Origin of the sequence: Bradyrhizobium sp. SBR1B, assembly GCF_014198205.1 — a bacterium.
In the GTDB taxonomy this organism is placed as follows: Bacteria; Pseudomonadota; Alphaproteobacteria; order Rhizobiales; family Xanthobacteraceae; genus Bradyrhizobium.
The window spans coordinates 418,402-436,194 of sequence record NZ_JACIHC010000004.1 but is presented as its reverse complement, the minus strand read 5'-3'; the positions used below and the strand labels follow the sequence as shown (position 1 = coordinate 436,194).

The window sequence follows — 17,793 nt, the reverse complement described above, 5'->3', positions numbered from 1 at the left end:
AAAACCCCGCCTGGGGGAAGCGGGGCTCTCTGTGGGGTGAAGCTTAGGGACTTCAATGATATGACGCGCCAGCCGTAAAAATGGTTCAAACGGAAATCGGAAGGTCCTGCGGCATCTTCACAGGAAGTAGGGAACCCCGCAGAAGCCCTGCTTGCGTTTTCGGCCTCGATGGGTTCTAAGCCCCGTCACTTCATGACCTCTGGCATGAAATCAGCGCGCCCCCGCGCTTCAGGCCGCGTCCCCAGCAGAGTTGCTCGCGCGCACAAAAGGAATTCAGACATGGCGAAGATGACGAAGACTCAATTGATTGATGCAATTGCCGAGGGCACGCAGCTTTCGAAGAACGACGTGAAGTCGGTGATCGAGTACATGGCGACGGTCGGTTACAAGGAGCTCAACGAGTCCGGTGAGTTCGTCATTCCCGGTTTCGTGAAGATGTCGGTCGTGAACAAGCCGGCGACCGAAGCCCGCATGGGCGTCAATCCCTTCACCAAGGAGCCGATGCAGTTCGCGGCCAAGCCGGCGAGCAAGTCGGTCAAGGCCTCGCCGCTGAAGGTTGCCAAGGACGCCGTCTAAGGTGCCGGCGATGTCGTTGCGGCGGAGCGATGCCGCAACGATCAATGGCTGAAGACAAGGTGATGCTCGGCGACGGCGATGCCGAACATCACCACGACGATCAGGACGAACCACAAAGCGCGCCGGTCGGTTTGTCCCGGCGCGCTCTGCGGTTTCCCGCAAGCCGGGCAGACCGCGAAAGGCCGATCGGGATCTCGGTCTCACAGAACTCGCAGATCATCGGCGCCTCGATGATGAAGAGCACCGGCTCCGGAGTCGGACGTGGTAACGCGGGACACCGCCTCATTCGGCCGGTCAATGCGAAGGTTGGAAGATTCGTTCCCGTGGCTACGACCCGCTGCACCTGGCAGGCAGCCGTTGCCTTCAAAGAAAAACCCCGCGCTTTCGCACGGGGCTCTTCTGGCTGACGGCGTTGGGATTTCAGCGCCTGGCCGCCAGCCGTATTTCTAACTTAAAGTTGAAAGTCCAAAAAGCAACAGCGCCGCGATGACGGAATATGTTCGTTCACCGCAGCGCTGCCATATGACTGGGCGCTGAAATCCCCAGCTTCAATGGGTCCAGGCGGCGTTGAAAAGGTTCAACGCGATAGGGCGGGAAATCGCACGCGACGGGCTGGACTTTTTGTTCTCATTTTGTTCTAGTGAGCCGCCTTAAGGTCCGCTTGGGAGGTGACTCATGACCGTCGAAAAACAGCGCGAAGTGATCAGGCTCTGGAACGAGCTCAGGAAGCTCGAGGGCCCGGCCGCGGAAGAGCTCCGGATCCAGATCCTGGAATGCTTCTCGGAAAAGGAAAAAGTGAAGCGGCCGGCTTGATCTGCTCCGGCGGACGCCGACAACGCCAGGGATACGGCAGGCGCCGTCTGGTCTGACGGCTCGCGCTTGGTCGGGCGGCTTCGTAGGGGCGACGAGGCGACCAACTTGAAGTCCGTCTTGGCGGGGTGTGGTCGCTGCTGCGAGCATTCGCCGCTGATGATTCAGGAACGAACATGTGCCGTCAGCGTTCGGCCTGCATGACTTGCCCGCGATGCGCCAAGCCGATGATGGCGACTTCCGCCAACAGCTTTCGATGCGAACCTTGCCGCGAGATCGTCATCGTGTTTGCGGTCGTGTCGAAATTCCTGCCGCCGAAGATTGTGCCGAGCTACATCGCTGAAGAGGTTGCGTCGCGCGCTTTCATCGATCGTTAGGAATCGCTTCGCACTGATTTTTCCGACTCCGATTCGTTCTTTGAGAACGAAATGGAGTCGGATGCAGAACATGTCGCGCCTGACGCACGCGATGCGGCCACACGCATCAAAACGAGACAGCGTGATGCTTCGCACAGTCGCGTCCGCGCCTTCTCCGTAAGGAGTGAGGCGAGGGAGAGCGAGATGAATGCGTGCTGGTTTCTCGCCGAGATCGCGAAAGTGTTCTGGTACGATCGGCACCCGCGCTTGCGCAAAGGCAAACCGTCAGTGCCGCAAGTGCCGCCGCCGGGATCGAAATCTCCCGAGGCCTCGTCTCCTGATGCGCCGTGAGCCGATCATCGTGCCTGCGCGCACGTTTTGTTAAGAGTTGCTCCGCGCCGATTTCTTCGATTCCGATTCGTTCTTCGAGAACGAAATGGTGTCGAAGCTGGAACAAAGCCGGTCGCCAGGCTGCGGTCGCTTCGGCTTCCTGCGATATGGCAAGCGGCTCGCTGGAAATCCCAGGCACTCCGCAAACTCCTAACGATCATTTGCGCGGAAGCCGATAACCCTATTCGGTTAGGTTAAAAGCCTAATCGCGTTGCGATTGGCGCTCGTTGCGGTAGGTGTCTGGCAAGGACAAGCAAGAAACGACCTTTGCCAAGAAGCATTTTTATCATGACACCTTTTTCAGAGCCGTCCTTTTACCAAGGCGACCGACAGACCTACCGGCGCGTCGCCATCGTCGGCGCGCTGTTCTGTCTCGCTTTCGTGGTGATCAGCTTCTCGCTGCGGCCGCAGCTCGAGGACGCGCGCGTCGCGGTCAAGGCCGACCGGCTGGTGCGCACGGCGGGTCAGGCGGCGCACGCCAATTAAAGGCGGCGCTAGCGATCGTCGCTGTAGACGCGATCGTCGGCCGGCACCTGCGGGCCCGCGGTGCCGCGCGAGGCGAGCGCCACGAAACCGGCATAGCCTGACAGATTGAGCAAAACTTCGAGCCACGCGGGCATGTCGGGCCTCTTCCGCTCTCCGAAGAGGGATTCAACGTCCGCGCGCATTCCTGGTTCCCTGCTCCCGTGAAGGAACTCGAAGGAACTCAGAGCGGAGAAGAGGGGTCGAGCCGGCGGCCGAGGGTCGCGACGGATTCGCTCGACGGCTGCTCTTTCAGGAACTCGGCGATCGCCCGCGCCAGCTCGCCGTCGCTCATCGGCGTCGGCGGCGGGTGCAGCGCGCCAACACCGAAGCTGCGAACGATCTCGTCGTAGTGCTGATCTTCGGATCGGGGAACCAGCCTGCGGATACGGGCCAGCAAAGCAGATAACGGCAAACTCTCCTCCTCGATCGTTCGCCCCGCTGGCAGCAATCCTCGTCTGCTGCCATCTGCTCCCGTGAAACTGAAAACCCCGCCAGCATCGCGGAGATGCTGACGGGGCTTCGTGCTGTTGCCTCAACCCGGATGGCGGAGGCTCCCGCACTTGAGGAGGCAATCGCTGGCCGGCGATTTCGTTCCGCCCGCATCGGCTTTTTTTGCCCCGCCCGGTTCCGCGCCCTGCGCGCAACCATCGCTGGCGCTCGTGGTTATCTCGGCGAGACGCGAAGGAGGAGAGCATGAAGAAAACACTGGCAGTTCTGGCCACCGTCGCAGCCGTTGGCGTGACCGCGGTTGCGGCCCCTGCGCCTGCCGAGGCGCGCGGGCGCGGCATCGGCCCGGGCCTCGCATTCGGCCTCGCCGCCGGCGCGATCACCGCGGGTGCGGTCGCAGCGTCCCATCCCTACGGCTATTACGGCCCGCGCTACGGCTATTATGACGGCCCCGACTATTATTACGGGCCGGGCTCCTACGCCTATTACGGCGGCGGACCGTACTACCGGCGCCATCACCACTGGCGCCATTGGTAGCCACTCTCAAGCGAAAAGCCCGGAGCGATGCTCCGGGCTTTTTTCACGTGCATTGATCGGGACGTGAACTACGGCCAAAGCGAGGGCCGTTCGACCTTGCGGGCGTTCTCCAGGGTCGACACGAAATATTCTTCGCGCTCGCGCTTGAATTTTTCCTGCGTGGCACGGAAGGCGGCGACACGGGCTGCGATTTCATCGCGCTCACGAGCTTTGCGTTCTTCGTCTTCGGTCATGACCATCCCCTCGGGTTTACTTAACTCAAGCACTGCCGCCGCATCATCTTGAGTCGCATTGACACATCCATTGGGGCTCCTGAATGGGGCGTCAATGGGGAGGAGGCATTGCAGGATTGTGATATGCGAAGGTCGGAAAAAATTGCCGAGCGCTTCGCGTTGGCACTTGATAAGAGCGTCAACAGTCTTGCCGCTTGCGCATGATGCTGTCAGGCAGGACGAATCGGGAGGCCGCGATTGATTGCATCGGATCTTCAAAGCGGCGTTGAACGGCTCGGCGACATGATTGCCGAGGCGAGGGTCATCGTGCCGTTCACCGGCGCCGGCATCTCGACCGAATGCGGCATTCCCGACTTCCGCTCGCCGGGCGGAATTTGGACACGCAACCGTCCGATCCCGTTCGACGAATTCGTCGCGAGCCAGTCAGCGCGGGACGAATCCTGGCGCCGCCGTTTTGCGATGGAGGAGGTCTTCGCGGCGGCGAAACCCGGCCGCGGCCATCGGGCGCTGGCCTCGCTCTACCGTGCCGGCAAGGTTCCCGCCGTCATCACCCAGAACATCGACAATCTGCACCAGGCCTCCGGCTTCGCCGGGGAGGACGTAGTTGAACTTCACGGCAATACCACTTATGCGCGCTGCATTGGATGCGGGCAGGCCTATCCGCTCGATTGGGTGAGGCGTCGCTTCGACGACGACGGCCTCGCGCCTAATTGCACCGCGTGCGACGAGCCGGTGAAAACCGCCACGATCTCCTTCGGCCAGATGATGCCCGATGATGAAATGCAGCGCGCCACCGCGCTCTCGCGAGCCTGCGACCTCTTCATTGCGATCGGTTCCTCGCTCGTGGTCTGGCCCGCGGCGGGCTTTCCGATGATGGCAAAGAACGCCGGTGCACGCCTGGTGATCATCAATCGCGAGGCGACCGAACAGGACGACATTGCCGATCTCGTCATCCATCACGACATCGGCGAAGCGCTCGGGCCCTTTGTCGCCAATTGAGGCATCAATTTGATTCGCGGCTGTGCAAGCTGTTCATAGGTTCCGGCGAATCTCTTTTTTGTCTATGCCTCGCAACCGGGAGTGTTATCTTTTGAGTCGAAAGATTCGCGTCGCGTCCAGTTGAGAAGGTTCTCGAAAGACGCGTGATTCGATGCCGCTGCTGAGGCGGGTCGCATGACAGTGTGGGGTCCGGGGTTATGGGGTCGTCGGACGGATTTGAGTCCAAGAAGCTCGGGGTTCCCGGGCAGGGGGCATCGCCCGGGCGGATCACGCCGGGCGAGCACGGCAGCGCCGGTCGCGAGAGCGGGCTCAGTCCGTTCAGCGGGCTCGGCGAGACCAGCGCCAATCTCGTCGAAGTCCACGGCGTCATCAAATGGTTCGACGCCTCCAAGGGCTATGGCTTCATCGTTCCCGACAACGGTTGGCCGGACGTGCTGCTGCACGTCACCGTGCTTAGGCGCGACGGCTTCCAGACCGCCTATGAGGGCGCCCGCATCGTCGTCGAGTGCATCCAGCGCGCCAAGGGTTACCAGGCGTTCCGCGTGGTCTCGATGGACGAGTCGACCGCGATCCATCCGGCGCAGATGCTGCCGCCGCGTACCCATGTCACCGTCACCGCGACCAGCGGGCTGGAACGGGCCCAGGTCAAATGGTTCAATCGGCTGCGCGGCTTCGGCTTCCTGACCTGCGGCGAGGGCACACCCGACATCTTCGTGCACATGGAGACCTTGCGACGCTTCGGCATGACCGAGCTCAGGCCCGGCCAGTATGTCCTGGTCCGCTTCGGGCCCGGCTCGAAGGGCATGATGGCGGCCGAGATCCATCCCGAGACCGGATCGCCGGGATTGCAGTCGCACTAAGCGCGGGGAGACTCGCGCTCTAGCCTCCAAGTCCCCGCAGTCTTTCAAATCCCCCAAGCTTCATTTCCCGCAATCGTGAGCAGGGCCGCGTCGGCAGACCGGTGCGCCTCTCGCTTTTCCGGCGACCGCCGCGTAAGGACTGGTCCAGTCCCACGCCTCGAGTGCCCCCATGAATCCTGATCGTAAGGCTGTCTGGTCCGCTCTGAAGGGCTGGCTTGCCGCCGTCCTCGTTATCGCCGGCTGTGTCGTTGCCGGCGCGCCGGCCGGCGCCGCCAGCTTCCAGCCGCTCGAGATCGTCACCAAGAACGGCGTGCAGGTGTTCTCGGTGGAAGTAGCCACGACCGAGGAGGAGAAGCAGACCGGCCTGATGTACCGCAAGGAGCTGGCGGACGGCAAAGGCATGCTGTTCGACTTCAATCCCGAGCAGGAGGTGTCGATGTGGATGAAGAACACCTATGTCTCGCTCGACATGATCTTCATCCGCGCCGACGGCCGCATCCTGCGCATCGCCGAGAATACCGAACCGATGTCGACCAAGATCATCTCGTCCCGGGGGCCCGCCAGGGCCGTGCTGGAGGTGGTGGCGGGAACGGCGCAGAAATACGGCATCCGCCCCGGCGACCGCGTCGGCCATCCGCTGTTCGGCAGCAAATAGGCGGGCAGGCGGGCGCCTCGGGGCTTGACGGCGCCTTGGAAGCCTTGCTGGCGCCTTGGGAAGCGTGTATCGACGGGGCTCGCCGGACATTCGGGGTATAGCGCAGCCTGGTAGCGCGGCAGTTTTGGGTACTGCAGGTCGTTGGTTCGAATCCAGCTGCCCCGACCAGTTCTGGGGGTGAATCTCCTAGGCTTTTCCCTGCGACCTCCGACGTGATCTGACAGGCAGGGCTTACGGCGTCCCCGCGATTTCTTCGCGATGTTTCAGGCCACTGCGCCCTCGCGGACCGGGACAGAATTGCCGACGCCGGATCGAACCTTTGGCTGTCGCCATAGACATAAGTGTGTTGGGGATTTCAGCGCCCAATGTCTAAACGGACGCCGCCAAGCGATGATATTCCGCTTGCGCGGCGTTGCGCTTTTCAGGTGTCGCCTTTCGGATCCGCCCCCTCAGCTCGAGGCGTACCAGCCGAGCGGAAACGGCAGCAGGGGCCAAATCCCGTGGTTGTCGTTGGCGGCTTTCGGCAGCTCATGCGCCGGCATCCTTGCGATTGGCGCAGGAGGCGTCGATCGCAGCGCCAGGCGCAGACGTTCACACTGCAAATTCATTGTGGTCGCCCTGACGAGATTCTCGAAATTTCAATTCACAAAATTGGACGTCAGCTCAATCAAATCGCCACGCGCCCAAGATGGCGCGGTCATTCTCAAATCGCGCGCGTATTGTAGATAAATCGGCGCCGGCTTTCAACCGATCTCGGCCCCAGGCCGCGCGAAGTAAGGTTGACTGGTTAGGTTAAGGATGAGCGGTTGTTGCGGCCGCTTCGGCGATCGTTATCAGATCGATTCCGGCTCGCGACGGGCTGCCTGCAAGTCGTGCTCACACAAGGTCACGGTTCGTCGCAGCGCGCATATCCTGTGAGTTCTGCGTCATGTCTTTCGATCGCAACTTCAAAACCGCCGGTCCGCAATCGAGCTGGAGCGAGATCTGGCACCTCTGGACCGTGTTCGTGCCCCGTCGCTCGATCAACGGGCAGCTCGTGGTCGGCAAGGTCTGGCGCCGCCATGACGGCCGCGACTGGATCTACAAGAAATTCACCGAGTTCGACGGCGAAGAAGCCGCGTGAAGCGCGACGAGCTCGGAATGAACCATCATCGCGCCTTGGGCTTTTGCTGAGGCCGTCGATCTCGGCCATGGCGGTTGAAGGTCGCGCTTCAACCGCCAGGCGTTCCCGGATCAGGCCGCTTGCGCCGGGGCTGTCGCCGGCTTGGGCGGCGGTGGCTTCAGCGGCTTGTCCTGCTTCTTCGACCACGAGATGTAATAGGCCACCGTCGTCATGATCGCGATGCCGGCAACGCTGACGAAGATCTGTGCGAGCAGCGAGCCCGAGCTCATCGACAGCTCGAAATGGCCGACGAAGGACAGGAACACGCCGACGCAGAACACGGCGAGCGACTGCTGGCCGCAGACGATCAGGGGATCGAACACCTTCCATTCCAGCCCCGGCCATTCCTTTGGCACGAAGCGGATCACCAGGATCACGATCACGACGAAGTGGATGAAGCGGTAGGGCGCAAGGTTGGTCTTGTCGTTCGGGTTGAAGGCCGAGAACAGCCACTCCGGGAACATGCCGCCGAATGTGGGGAAGCGGCCGGCCATGGTCATGACCAGCGCGAACAAGAGATAGCCGAGACAGAGATAGAGCGTGATCGGCGCGTTGATCAGCGTCATCGAGCGCCGCGCGCCGCCCATCGCGCACCAGGCGCCGAACACGAACAGCACCTGCCAGCAATACGGGTTGAAGTACCACTGGCCTGCCGGATAGGCGTTCAGATTCCAGCCGAAGTGACGCGCCGCCAGCCACAGCACGATCGCCAGCACCATCGTCAAATCGGGCTTGCGCAGCATGAACCACAGCACCGGCGGGAACAGGCCCATCAGCACGATGTAGAGCGGCAGCACGTCGAGATTGAGCGGCTTGAAGCGCAGGAACAGGCCCTGGCGTAGCGTCTCGGTGGCGTTGTCGACCAAGCCGGCGACGTTGAACTCGTTGATCATCTCGCTATCGCCGAAGCGCAGCGCCAGATAGCTGATCGAGGCGATATAGATCACGAACAGGATGATGTGGGCGACGTAGAGCTGCCAGACCCGCTTGGTCAGCCGGGTGGCGCCGACCAGGAAGCCGCGCTCAAGCATCATCCGCGCATAGACGAACGAGGCGGTATAGCCGGAGATGAACACGAACAAGTCGGCGGCGTCGGAAAAGCCGTAATTGCGCGTCGTGACCCAGTTCACGACATTGTCGGGGATGTGGTCGAGGAAGATCGCCCAGTTCGCGACCCCGCGAAACAGGTCGAGCCTGAGGTCACGGCCTTTTTCAGGGAGCGTGGCGTTGATGTTCAGGAAGGCCATGCGACGGGAGCTTTCGGGAGGGGCGGTTACGCTGATGTCGTCGAAGCAGTGCCGCCGGGCGGGCCCCAGCGCGAAAGGTGGGTACGCAATTGTCACGGTGCAGCATAATGACTATACCGGTGGTGAGGGGTGCCCGGGGCCGGAATCACCGATCAGTTCCCAGTCGGTGTCTGTATACTATCCCTGAGGTTTCCACCAACTGCTACCGTGACGCATCGAAATCGAACGAAAAGACGAAGAGGCCGGACCGCCAATGACCGCACGCATTTTCAAACCCGCCAAGAACGCGATGCAATCCGGCCGGTCCAAGGCGAAGGAATGGCAGCTCGACTACGAGCCGGAGCAGCCCCGCGCGGTCGAGCCGCTGATGGGCTGGACCTCGTCGGGCGACATGAAGCAGCAGATCACGCTGCGCTTCCACAGCAAGGAAGAGGCGGTCGCCTATTGCGAGCGCAAGGGCATCGCCTACCAGGTGATCGAACCGCAGGATTCAATCCGCCGCCCAGTCGCCTATGCCGACAACTTCTCGTTCCGTCGCGGCGAGCCCTGGACGCATTGAGAAGGCGGCTGCTTCGACTTCAAACGACGTGATGTTCTCGTCATGCCCGGGCTCGTCCCGCCTGCGCGGCCGAAGTCGCTTCGGCGAGGCAGAGGCCCGGGCATCCACGTTTTGGGTGGGCGTGAACGAACGTGGATCGCCGGGTCAACCCGGCCATGACGGTCGTGGAGGCATTCCTCCCGAACGCCATAGCGCCGCGCCCCGGGTTCGGACCCTTGGCACCAATTCCGCCACGTGCTTCGCTGGTCCTGACATCGGGACCACGACGGGGTGGGGTATGGCGGGGCGTGACCAGCTCGACGGCGTCGATCTGAAGATATTATCCGAGCTGCAGCAGGACGGGCGTATCCGCAACAACGAGCTGGCGCTGCGCGTCGGCGTGTCCGCGCCCAACTGCCTGCGACGGCTGAAATCGCTGTTCAGCCGCGGCGTGATCCGGGCGGTGCGGGCCGTCATCGACGAGCGGCGGCTCGGCTATGAGGTGGTCTCGTTCGTCTCGATCCAGCTCGGCAGCCAGGCCCAGCCGGTGCTGGAGGCGTTCGAGAGCTCGATCGCTGCGATCCCGCGCATCCAGCAATGCTGGCGGATTTCGGGCGACACCGACTATCTCCTGAGATGCGTGGCGCCGAGCGTCGAGAGCATGCGCCAGCAGCTGCTGCATTTCGCGGCAATGCCTGACGTGAAGAACGTCCGCAGCTTTCCGGTGTTGGGCGTCGCGAAGGATGTGCCGCTGCCTCTGCAGGACGTCGCGGCGGTATCGGCGGGATAGGGGAACGCTCCAGGCGCCGTTACTCCACGATCGCGAAAAATCGGACCGCGCTACGTGTCTTCGACGTCAGCACTATAATGCTGATTAACTCACATAACTGTGACATGTGATTTTGGAAGTCCTGCGATGCGCTGAGACGTGATTGCCGGTCTCGGTGCGCCGCCTAGATGCAAGGGGTGAACCTCAGCCTGCGTCGCATCCTGAGGACTCTTTTGTGGGACCCCTGAAGCTGGACAAGACACCATGACCTCGACCTCGAAGACGATTGTCGCATCCGCTGCGACGCTGTTTGCATCGGCGTTTCTCATGATGACCGCACCCGCCGCGCAGGCGGAAGAGTACTGCATCACCAACGGCGCCCAGGCCGCTCATGGCTGCGGCTATCCGACGATGGAAGCCTGCCGGGCTGCGGCGGGCGGGATCGGGGGCACCTGCTCGCAGAGCGGCGGCGCGAAGACCTCGAACGACGCGCTGGCCTATCAGCCGAAGCAGTCGCGCACCAAGCTTCGCCCGGGCGCGCAGACCAACTCGAATTAACGCCTGAAGACGGGTTTCGAAACTGCGGCCTCCGAGAGTTCATCTTGGAGGCCGCAAATTCATGACAGTGATGCGACAGCGGGCGTGTCTCAGCGATACCGGCCGCGAAACTCGCGCGGCGAGGCACCGGTCCAGGTGCGGAAGGCGCGGGAAAAGCTCTTCTCGTTGCGGAAGCCCGCGATCTCGGCGATGCGTTTGATCGGCGTGCGGCCTCGCATCAGCTCCTGTTTTGCCAGTTCGAATTTTGCCTCTTCCTTGAGATCGCGCAACGAGGTGGCCTCCTCGCGCAGGCGCCGGTGCATGGTGCGGGTGGAGAGCGCAAGCTCGCTCGCGACGTCCTCGGCACCAAGACTGCGTCCGCGCGCATTGCGGAGCACGCGGCGGACACGCTCGACCAGCAGCCGGTCGCGCCGATAAGGCAGCACGGTCAGCCTGAGCGCGCCCTTGAGCATGTTGTCGAGATCGGCGGCGCTGCGCGTCAGCGGCAGCGAGAGATAATGCTTGTCGAAGATGATAGCGGCGCGGTCCGCATCGAAGCGGACGGTCCGGCAAAAGATGGTCGGATAGACCGAGACATGGCCGGGCTCCGCGTACGGGAACTCCGCCGCGCGGAGCGCGATCTGGGAATCGACGGCCCAGCAGGAGAAGCCGAGCACGTAGCGGAGCAGGGTGACCAGGCAGAATTCGCGTAAGGGCCCGAGATCGCGCAGCTCCCGGATGGAGACCACGGCGGTCTCCTCACTGAGCTCGAGATCGAGCAGCACGTCCTCGGTGAGCAGGCGGTGATGCCGGCACCAGCGCTTGAGCGCCACCTCCAGCGTAGGCGCTGTGATCGAGGCGCGGCACAGCATGCCGTAGGTGCCGAAGGGCAGGCGGCGCGAGAACCAGCCGAGCGCCTCGTCGTCGAGCTCGCGCATGGCATGGCCCGCCAGGGCCTCGAACTGGGCGGCCGTGACCCGCCCGTCCGGAGAATTGACAAGGTCTGGCGCTACCTGACCCCGCTGCAACGCCTCGGCCGGATCCCGTCCGTATCGCGCATAGGCGGCAACCACGCCCCGCACGAAGGCGGCGGGGGTGACGGCGCGGCGCGGGATCGCGGTTGCGGCTTGAAAGGGCATTGCGAACCTTTGGAAATTCTCTCGGGAAAATCCTCGCCAAGTTTGGCGGAAAATGCAACCTTTTCGACCGCAAGAGGGCCCTGACCCCGCTAGGTTCGGTCCCCAAAATACGGAGGAATCGCCTTGAACATCCCGAGCATCGACTTCGATCTGGGCGAAGACGTCGGCATGTTGCGCGACACGCTTCGCGCCTTCGTGGAGGCCGAGATCACCCCGCGCGCGGCCGACATCGAGAAGGCCAATCTGTTCCCCGCAGACCTCTGGAAGCGCTTCGGCGACCTTGGCCTGCTCGGCATGACCGCGCCGGAGCAATATGGCGGCTCGAACATGGGCTATCTCGCCCACATCGTCGCCATGGAGGAGATTTCGCGCGGCTCCGCTGCCGTGGGGCTGTCCTACGGCGCCCATTCCAACCTCTGCGTCAACCAGATCCGCCGCAACGGCAATGACGCGCAGCGCCAGCGCTATTTGCCGAAGCTGATCTCCGGCGACTATGTCGGCGCGCTCGCGATGTCCGAGCCGGGCGCCGGCTCCGACGTGGTCTCGATGAAGCTGCGCGCCGACAAGCGCGGCGACCGCTACGTCCTCAACGGCTCGAAGATGTGGATCACCAATGGCGGCGACGCCGACGTGCTGGTGGTCTACGCCAAGACCGATCCGGAGGCCGGCCCGCGCGGCATGACGGCTTTCCTCGTCGAGAAGGGCTTCAAGGGTTTCACCCACGGCCAGCATCTCGACAAGCTCGGCATGCGCGGCTCCAACACCTATCCCTTGTTCTTCGACGATTGCGAGGTGCCGGAGGAGAATGTGATGGGCAAGGTGGGTGAGGGCGTCAAGGTGCTGATGTCCGGCCTCGACTATGAGCGCGCGGTGCTGTCGGGCGGCCCGCTCGGGATCATGGCGGCGTGCATGGACGCGGTCGTGCCCTACATGCACGAGCGCAAGCAGTTCGGCCAGCCGATCGGCGATTTCCAGCTGATGCAGGGCAAGCTCGCCGACATGTACGCGACGTGGCAGGCCACGCGCGCCTATGTCTATGCGGTGGGACGCGCTTGCGACCGCGCCGACCACGCCCGCAGCTTGCGCAAGGATGCGGCCGCGGCGATCCTCTATTCCGCGGAGAAGGCAACGTGGATGGCCGGCGAGGCGATCCAGGCGCTCGGCGGCGTCGGCTATACCAGCGAATTCCCTGTGGGGCGTCTGTGGCGCGACGCCAAGCTGTACGAGATCGGCGCGGGGACGTCCGAAGTTCGCCGCATGCTGATCGGCCGCGAACTGATGTCCGAGACGGCTTAAAAACCTTCACTCATTGGAATCAACATGCCGCTCCATTCCAGCATCGATCCGTCTTCATCCGACTTTGCGCGCAATTCCGAGGCGATGCGCACCCTGGTCGCGGACTTGCGTGAAAAGCTCAGCCAGGTCGCCGGCGGTGGCGGCGAGGTCTCGCGCAACCGCCACACCTCGCGCGGCAAGATGCTGGCACGCGAGCGCGTCGACCTCCTGGTCGATCCCGGCACCTCGTTCCTGGAGCTGTCACCGCTCGCGGCCTACGGCCTCTATGGCGGCGATGTGCATTCGGCGAGCGTCGTGACGGGCGTGGGGCGCATTTCGGGGCGCGAATGCATGATCGTCGCCAACGACGCCACGATCAAGGGTGGCACCTATTACCCCATGACCGTGAAGAAGCATCTGCGTGCGCAGGACGTGGCGCGGCAGAACAATCTGCCCTGCGTCTACATGGTCGATTCCGGCGGCGCCTTCCTGCCGCTGCAGGATGAGATCTTCCCGGACGAGCGGCATTTCGGCCGCATCTTCTACAACCAGGCGCAGATGTCCTCCCAGGGCATTCCGCAGATCGCGATCGTGATGGGCTCCTGCACCGCCGGCGGCGCCTATGTCCCCGCGATGTCGGACGAGAGCATCATCGTGCGCAACCAAGGCACCATCTTCCTCGGCGGCCCGCCGCTGGTGAAGGCCGCGACCGGCGAGGTCGTCAGCGCCGAGGAGCTCGGCGGCGCCGACGTGCATTCGCGCCAGTCGGGCGTGACGGACCATTACGCACAGAACGATGCGCACGCGATCGGCATCGCCCGGCGCATCGTCGGCACGCTGAAGCCGTCGGTGCGGCCGAACCTCAATATGCATCCGGCGCGTGAGCCGCTGTTTGCTGCGGAGGAGATTTACGGCGTGGTGCCGGTCGACGGCAGAAAGCCGTTCGACGTGCGCGACATCATCGCGCGCGTCGTGGATGGCTCCGAGTTTGACGAATTCAAGAAGCTCTACGGCACGACGCTGGTCTGCGGCTTCGCCCATATCTGGGGCTATCCGGTCGGCATCATCGCCAACAACGGCATTCTCTTTAGTGAGAGTTCACTGAAAGGCGCTCATTTCATCGAGCTGTGCTGCCAACGCGGCATTCCCCTGGTGTTCCTGCAGAACATCACTGGCTTCATGGTCGGCAAGAAATACGAGGCCGGCGGCATCGCGCGCGACGGCGCCAAGCTGGTGACGGCGGTCGCGACCGCCTCGGTGCCGAAATTCACCGTGGTGATCGGCGGCTCCTACGGCGCCGGCAATTACGGCATGTGCGGCCGGGCGTACTCACCGCGCTTCCTCTGGATGTGGCCGAACGCGCGCATCTCGGTGATGGGCGGCGAGCAGGCCTCGATGGTGCTGAGCCAGGTCCGCCGCGACAATATCGAGGCCAAGGGCGATAGCTGGTCGAAGGAAGAGGAAGACAAATTCCGCGAGCCCATCCGCGCGCAATATGAGAGCCAGGGGCACCCATATTATGCCACGGCGCGGCTGTGGGACGACGGCGTCATCGACCCGGCCGATACTCGCCTCGTGCTCGGCCTTGGCCTCTCGGCGGCGTCGAATGCGCCGATCGAGCCGACAAAATTCGGCCTGTTCAGGATGTGATGCGATGGACCGCTCAAAGCTCTACCGCCGTTTTCGCACCCTCCTGATCGCCAACCGCGGCGAGATCGCCTGCCGCGTCATCCGCACCGCACGCGCCATGGGCCTGCGCACGGTCGCGGTCTATTCCGAGGCCGATCGCGATGCGATGCATGTCGCGCTCGCCGACGAGGCCGTGCTGCTCGGGCCGGCGCGGGCCCGCGACAGCTATCTCAATGTCGAGCGGCTGATCGAGGCCGCGCGCAAGACCGGCGCCGAGGCCGTGCATCCCGGCTACGGCTTCCTGTCGGAGAATGCCGAATTCGCACGGGCCTGCTTCGATGCAGGGCTGGTGTTCGTCGGCCCGACCGCCGGGATGATGACGGCGATGGGCTCGAAGTCCGGCTCGAAAGAGCTGATGGAGAAGGCCGGCGTGCCGCTGGTGCCGGGCTATCACGGCGAGGCCCAGGACGAGGCGACGCTTTCGAAGGCGGCCGACAAGATCGGCTTTCCCATCCTGGTGAAGGCCTCCGCCGGCGGCGGCGGCCGCGGCATGCGGATCGTGCGCTCGGCCGATGAGCTTGCGCCCGCGATCGTCAGCGCCAAGCGAGAGGCCAAGGCCGCGTTCGGCGACGACCGCATGCTGATCGAGAAATATGTCGACAATCCCCGGCATATCGAGGTGCAGATCATCGGCGACAGCCACGGCAATCTGCTCTCGCTGTTCGAGCGCGAATGCACGTTGCAGCGCCGGCACCAGAAGGTGATCGAGGAGGCGCCGTCGCCGACGCTCAATCCAGCGCAGCGCGAGGCGGTTTGTGCCGCCGCGCGAAAGGCCGCAGGCGCGGTGAACTATGTCGGTGCCGGCACCATCGAGTTCGTCTCCGACGGCAAGGACGTTTTCTTCATCGAGATGAACACGCGTCTGCAGGTCGAGCATCCCGTGACCGAGCTGATATCAGGCGTCGACCTCGTCGAATGGCAGCTGCGCGTCGCCTTCGGCGAGGCGCTGCCGTTGAAGCAGGACGAGATCAAGCTCAACGGCCACGCGGTCGAGGCGCGCGTCTACGCGGAGAATCCGACCAAGAACTTCATGCCGTCGGTCGGCAGGATCTCGACCTGGCGGCTGCCCGCCGAGACCGGTGGCCTGCGCATCGACGCCGGCTACCGCGAGGGCGATAGCGTCTCGCCGTATTACGACGCCATGCTCGCAAAGATGATCGCATGGGCGCCAACGCGGGACGTTGCGATCGAGCGCCTGAACCGCGGGCTGGAAGAGTCCGACGTCCGCGGCATCGTCACCAACATCCCGTTCCTGTCGGCGCTGATGACGCATCCGAAGGTACGGACGAATGCGATCGACACCGGCTTCATCGAGCGTGAGCTGGCGGTGCTGACACAGGCCGCGCCGGCGCCGGGTGAGCTCGAGCTGTGCGCCGCGGTGGCCGCTATTATCAGCGACGAACGACAGGCGGCGCAGGCGGAGGCGAATTCGCCCTGGCGGACCTTTGGCTGGCAGCCGGTCGGCCGCCGCCAGCGCAGCTTTGCCTTTCGTGTCGGGCACGGGCCCGAGCAGAAGATCGTGCTGAACTACGGCAGCGGTCCGTCGACGCTGATCATCGGCGAACGCGAATTGGCATTTGCGATCGCGCCGCGCGACGGCGGCTTCGACCTGACGCTTGACGGCGTCAAATCGTCGGTCGCCGCGGTCGTCGCCGGCCATGAGCTTTACCTGCGCACGCGCAACGGCCGCTTCGACCTGCATTGGGTCGATCCGTTCGGCGGCGAGAGCGAGGAGCATATCGGCGAGGACAAGATCGCGGCGCCGCTGCCGGGCACCGTCGTCGCCGTGCTGGCCGAGGAGGGGGCCAAGCTCGAGAAGGGCGCGCCGATCCTGACGCTGGAAGTGATGAAGATGGAGCAGACGCTGCGCGCGCCCTATGCCGGCGTCTTGAAGTCCATCAAGTGCAAGGTCGGCGACATCGTGCAGGAGGGCGTCGAGCTCGCGGTGGTCGAACCTGCGGGAGAGTGACATGAGCGACCCCGTCCGCATCATCGAAATGGGGCCGCGCGACGGCCTCCAGAACGAGAAGACGCCCGTCAGCGTCGAAGCCCGTATCGCCTTCGTCGAGGCGCTGGTCGCGGCCGGGCTCGATACGGTCGAGGTCGGGGCGTTCGTCTCGCCCAAGGCGATCCCGCAAATGGCGAGCTCGGATGCCGTGCTGCGCGGCGTGAACCACATCAAGGGCGCCGAATTCCACGTGCTGGTGCCCAACGAGAAGGGCTATGACGCAGCGCGCGCCGCGGGCGCGAGAGTGGTCTCGGTGTTCGCCGCGGCCTCCGAGGGATTTTCTCGCGCCAACATCAATTGCACCGTTGCGGAGTCCATCGATCGGTTCAAGCCGGTGCTGGCTCGTGCCAAGGCTGATGGCGTCAAGGTGCGCGGCTATATCTCCTGCGTGCTCGGCTGTCCGTTCGACGGTGAAATCAAACCGAAGGCCGTCGCGGATCTCGCCAAGACGCTGTGGGATCTCGGCTGCTACGAGGTCTCCCTCGGCGACACCATCGGCGTCGGCACGCCTGAAAAGGCCAAGGCGATGCTGCGCGCGGTTGCCGCCAACATTCCCGCCGCCAATCTCGCAATGCATTTCCACGACACCTACGGACAGGCGCTCGCCAATCTCTATGCCGGCCTGGAGGAGGGCGTCCGCGTCATCGACGCTGCCGCCGGCGGCCTCGGCGGCTGCCCCTACGCGCCGGGAGCGACCGGCAATGTCGCGACCGAGGACGTCGTCTACATGCTCGAGGGCATGGGCGTCAGGACCGGCATCGACATGGACAAGCTGCTGGCCGCGACGAACGAGATGAGCCGCGTGCTGGGCAAGCCGCCGGTGAGCCGGGTGGCGTCCGCGCTGAATGCGAAGAAGAAGCGGGCGGCTTCGTAGGTCTTCGCCATTGTAAGCGCAGGTGCCGTAGGGTGGGCAAAGGCGCCTAGCGCCGTGCCCACCATCTTTTTATGATCGAGACAGGTGGTGGGCACGCTTCCGCCTTCGCTCTTCGAGCTACGGCGGACAAGTCGCTTTGCCCACCCTACTAGACTACGGGACCTGCT

23 protein-coding genes and 1 tRNA gene are annotated in these 17,793 nt (G+C 63.7%); 19 read left to right on the top strand and 5 right to left on the bottom strand.

Annotation, left to right across the window (positions count from 1 at the left end; genetic code table 11):
• Window positions 1-279: 279 nt before the first annotated feature.
• The 6 genes from GGD61_RS13770 (at window position 280) to GGD61_RS13745 (ending at window position 2,618) form a co-directional block, all read left to right on the top strand.
• Window positions 280-576 (top strand): HU family DNA-binding protein, encoded by a 297-nt coding sequence (locus GGD61_RS13770; protein WP_018323108.1) that lies wholly within the window; start codon window positions 280-282, stop codon window positions 574-576.
• Between the two features lie 44 nt (window positions 577-620).
• Complete coding sequence (locus tag GGD61_RS13765) at window positions 621-983, top strand: hypothetical protein (protein ID WP_092258414.1); 363 nt, start codon at window positions 621-623, stop codon at window positions 981-983.
• Between the two features lie 268 nt (window positions 984-1,251).
• Complete coding sequence (locus GGD61_RS13760) at window positions 1,252-1,389, top strand: hypothetical protein (RefSeq protein WP_177237192.1); 138 nt, start codon at window positions 1,252-1,254, stop codon at window positions 1,387-1,389.
• Window positions 1,390-1,514: 125 nt separating this feature from the next.
• Entirely contained in the window at window positions 1,515-1,763 is a 249-nt protein-coding gene (locus tag GGD61_RS13755; protein WP_183230784.1) for a hypothetical protein, read from the top strand.
• A gap of 183 nt (window positions 1,764-1,946) precedes the next feature.
• Complete coding sequence (locus GGD61_RS13750) at window positions 1,947-2,093, top strand: hypothetical protein (RefSeq protein ID WP_177237190.1); 147 nt, start codon at window positions 1,947-1,949, stop codon at window positions 2,091-2,093.
• A 327-nt stretch (window positions 2,094-2,420) separates the two neighbouring features.
• Window positions 2,421-2,618 (top strand): hypothetical protein, encoded by a 198-nt coding sequence (locus GGD61_RS13745; RefSeq protein WP_092258408.1) that lies wholly within the window; start codon window positions 2,421-2,423, stop codon window positions 2,616-2,618.
• Between the two features lie 8 nt (window positions 2,619-2,626).
• Here GGD61_RS13745 and GGD61_RS41250 read toward each other — a convergent pair whose 3' ends face one another.
• Complete coding sequence (locus GGD61_RS41250) at window positions 2,627-2,752, bottom strand: hypothetical protein (protein ID WP_104461433.1); 126 nt, start codon at window positions 2,750-2,752, stop codon at window positions 2,627-2,629.
• 86 nt (window positions 2,753-2,838) lie between these two features.
• On the bottom strand, window positions 2,839-3,069 hold the full coding sequence (locus tag GGD61_RS13740) for a hypothetical protein (protein ID WP_092258405.1): 231 nt from the start codon (window positions 3,067-3,069) through the stop codon (window positions 2,839-2,841).
• Between the two features lie 281 nt (window positions 3,070-3,350).
• Between GGD61_RS13740 and GGD61_RS13735 the strand changes: the two genes are divergently transcribed.
• Window positions 3,351-3,641 carry a hypothetical protein gene (locus GGD61_RS13735; protein WP_091956770.1) on the top strand — a complete coding sequence of 97 codons (291 nt, stop codon included), beginning with the start codon at window positions 3,351-3,353 and terminating at the stop codon, window positions 3,639-3,641.
• Between the two features lie 68 nt (window positions 3,642-3,709).
• Here GGD61_RS13735 and GGD61_RS13730 read toward each other — a convergent pair whose 3' ends face one another.
• Window positions 3,710-3,874 carry a hypothetical protein gene (locus tag GGD61_RS13730; protein WP_162832225.1) on the bottom strand — a complete coding sequence of 55 codons (165 nt, stop codon included), beginning with the start codon at window positions 3,872-3,874 and terminating at the stop codon, window positions 3,710-3,712.
• Window positions 3,875-4,111: 237 nt separating this feature from the next.
• Here GGD61_RS13730 and GGD61_RS13725 point away from each other — a divergent pair, with 237 nt between their 5' ends.
• From GGD61_RS13725 to GGD61_RS13705, 5 genes are all read left to right on the top strand, one after another.
• Window positions 4,112-4,873: an NAD-dependent protein deacetylase gene (locus GGD61_RS13725; protein WP_177237189.1), complete on the top strand. Its 762-nt coding sequence runs from the start codon at window positions 4,112-4,114 to the stop codon at window positions 4,871-4,873.
• Window positions 4,874-5,070: 197 nt separating this feature from the next.
• Complete coding sequence (locus GGD61_RS13720; RefSeq protein ID WP_026202878.1) at window positions 5,071-5,733, top strand: cold-shock protein; 663 nt, start codon at window positions 5,071-5,073, stop codon at window positions 5,731-5,733.
• 169 nt (window positions 5,734-5,902) lie between these two features.
• Window positions 5,903-6,388, top strand: coding sequence for a DUF192 domain-containing protein (locus GGD61_RS13715; protein ID WP_018323119.1), 486 nt, complete (start codon window positions 5,903-5,905; stop codon window positions 6,386-6,388).
• A 91-nt stretch (window positions 6,389-6,479) separates the two neighbouring features.
• Window positions 6,480-6,556, top strand: a tRNA-Pro gene (locus GGD61_RS13710).
• Between the two features lie 760 nt (window positions 6,557-7,316).
• Window positions 7,317-7,511 (top strand): hypothetical protein, encoded by a 195-nt coding sequence (locus GGD61_RS13705; RefSeq protein ID WP_092258402.1) that lies wholly within the window; start codon window positions 7,317-7,319, stop codon window positions 7,509-7,511.
• A 110-nt stretch (window positions 7,512-7,621) separates the two neighbouring features.
• Here GGD61_RS13705 and GGD61_RS13700 read toward each other — a convergent pair whose 3' ends face one another.
• Window positions 7,622-8,797, bottom strand: a complete 1,176-nt coding sequence (locus tag GGD61_RS13700; protein ID WP_092258399.1) for an OpgC domain-containing protein — start codon at window positions 8,795-8,797, stop codon at window positions 7,622-7,624.
• A gap of 253 nt (window positions 8,798-9,050) precedes the next feature.
• On the opposite strand from GGD61_RS13700, the gene GGD61_RS13695 reads away from it, so the two are divergent.
• From GGD61_RS13695 to GGD61_RS13685, 3 genes are all read left to right on the top strand, one after another.
• The gene (locus GGD61_RS13695; RefSeq protein ID WP_092258396.1) at window positions 9,051-9,356 is read left to right on the top strand and encodes an ETC complex I subunit; all 306 of its coding nucleotides are present in this window, start codon (window positions 9,051-9,053) and stop codon (window positions 9,354-9,356) included.
• Between the two features lie 277 nt (window positions 9,357-9,633).
• Complete coding sequence (locus tag GGD61_RS13690; RefSeq protein WP_018323124.1) at window positions 9,634-10,125, top strand: Lrp/AsnC family transcriptional regulator; 492 nt, start codon at window positions 9,634-9,636, stop codon at window positions 10,123-10,125.
• Window positions 10,126-10,368: 243 nt separating this feature from the next.
• Window positions 10,369-10,662, top strand: coding sequence for a DUF3551 domain-containing protein (locus tag GGD61_RS13685; RefSeq protein ID WP_092258394.1), 294 nt, complete (start codon window positions 10,369-10,371; stop codon window positions 10,660-10,662).
• Window positions 10,663-10,751: 89 nt separating this feature from the next.
• Here GGD61_RS13685 and GGD61_RS13680 read toward each other — a convergent pair whose 3' ends face one another.
• Window positions 10,752-11,780, bottom strand: a complete 1,029-nt coding sequence (locus tag GGD61_RS13680; RefSeq protein ID WP_092258391.1) for an AraC family transcriptional regulator — start codon at window positions 11,778-11,780, stop codon at window positions 10,752-10,754.
• A gap of 168 nt (window positions 11,781-11,948) precedes the next feature.
• Between GGD61_RS13680 and GGD61_RS13675 the strand changes: the two genes are divergently transcribed.
• The 4 genes from GGD61_RS13675 to GGD61_RS13660 are packed head-to-tail and all read left to right on the top strand — an operon-like array spanning window position 11,949 to window position 17,626.
• Window positions 11,949-13,076 carry an isovaleryl-CoA dehydrogenase gene (locus GGD61_RS13675; RefSeq protein WP_085964294.1) on the top strand — a complete coding sequence of 376 codons (1,128 nt, stop codon included), beginning with the start codon at window positions 11,949-11,951 and terminating at the stop codon, window positions 13,074-13,076.
• A 24-nt stretch (window positions 13,077-13,100) separates the two neighbouring features.
• Window positions 13,101-14,705, top strand: a complete 1,605-nt coding sequence (locus tag GGD61_RS13670; RefSeq protein ID WP_018323127.1) for a carboxyl transferase domain-containing protein — start codon at window positions 13,101-13,103, stop codon at window positions 14,703-14,705.
• A 4-nt stretch (window positions 14,706-14,709) separates the two neighbouring features.
• Window positions 14,710-16,713: an acetyl/propionyl/methylcrotonyl-CoA carboxylase subunit alpha gene (locus tag GGD61_RS13665; RefSeq protein ID WP_177237188.1), complete on the top strand. Its 2,004-nt coding sequence runs from the start codon at window positions 14,710-14,712 to the stop codon at window positions 16,711-16,713.
• A 1-nt stretch (window position 16,714) separates the two neighbouring features.
• Complete coding sequence (locus GGD61_RS13660; protein ID WP_092258385.1) at window positions 16,715-17,626, top strand: hydroxymethylglutaryl-CoA lyase; 912 nt, start codon at window positions 16,715-16,717, stop codon at window positions 17,624-17,626.
• Window positions 17,627-17,793 lie beyond the last annotated feature (167 nt).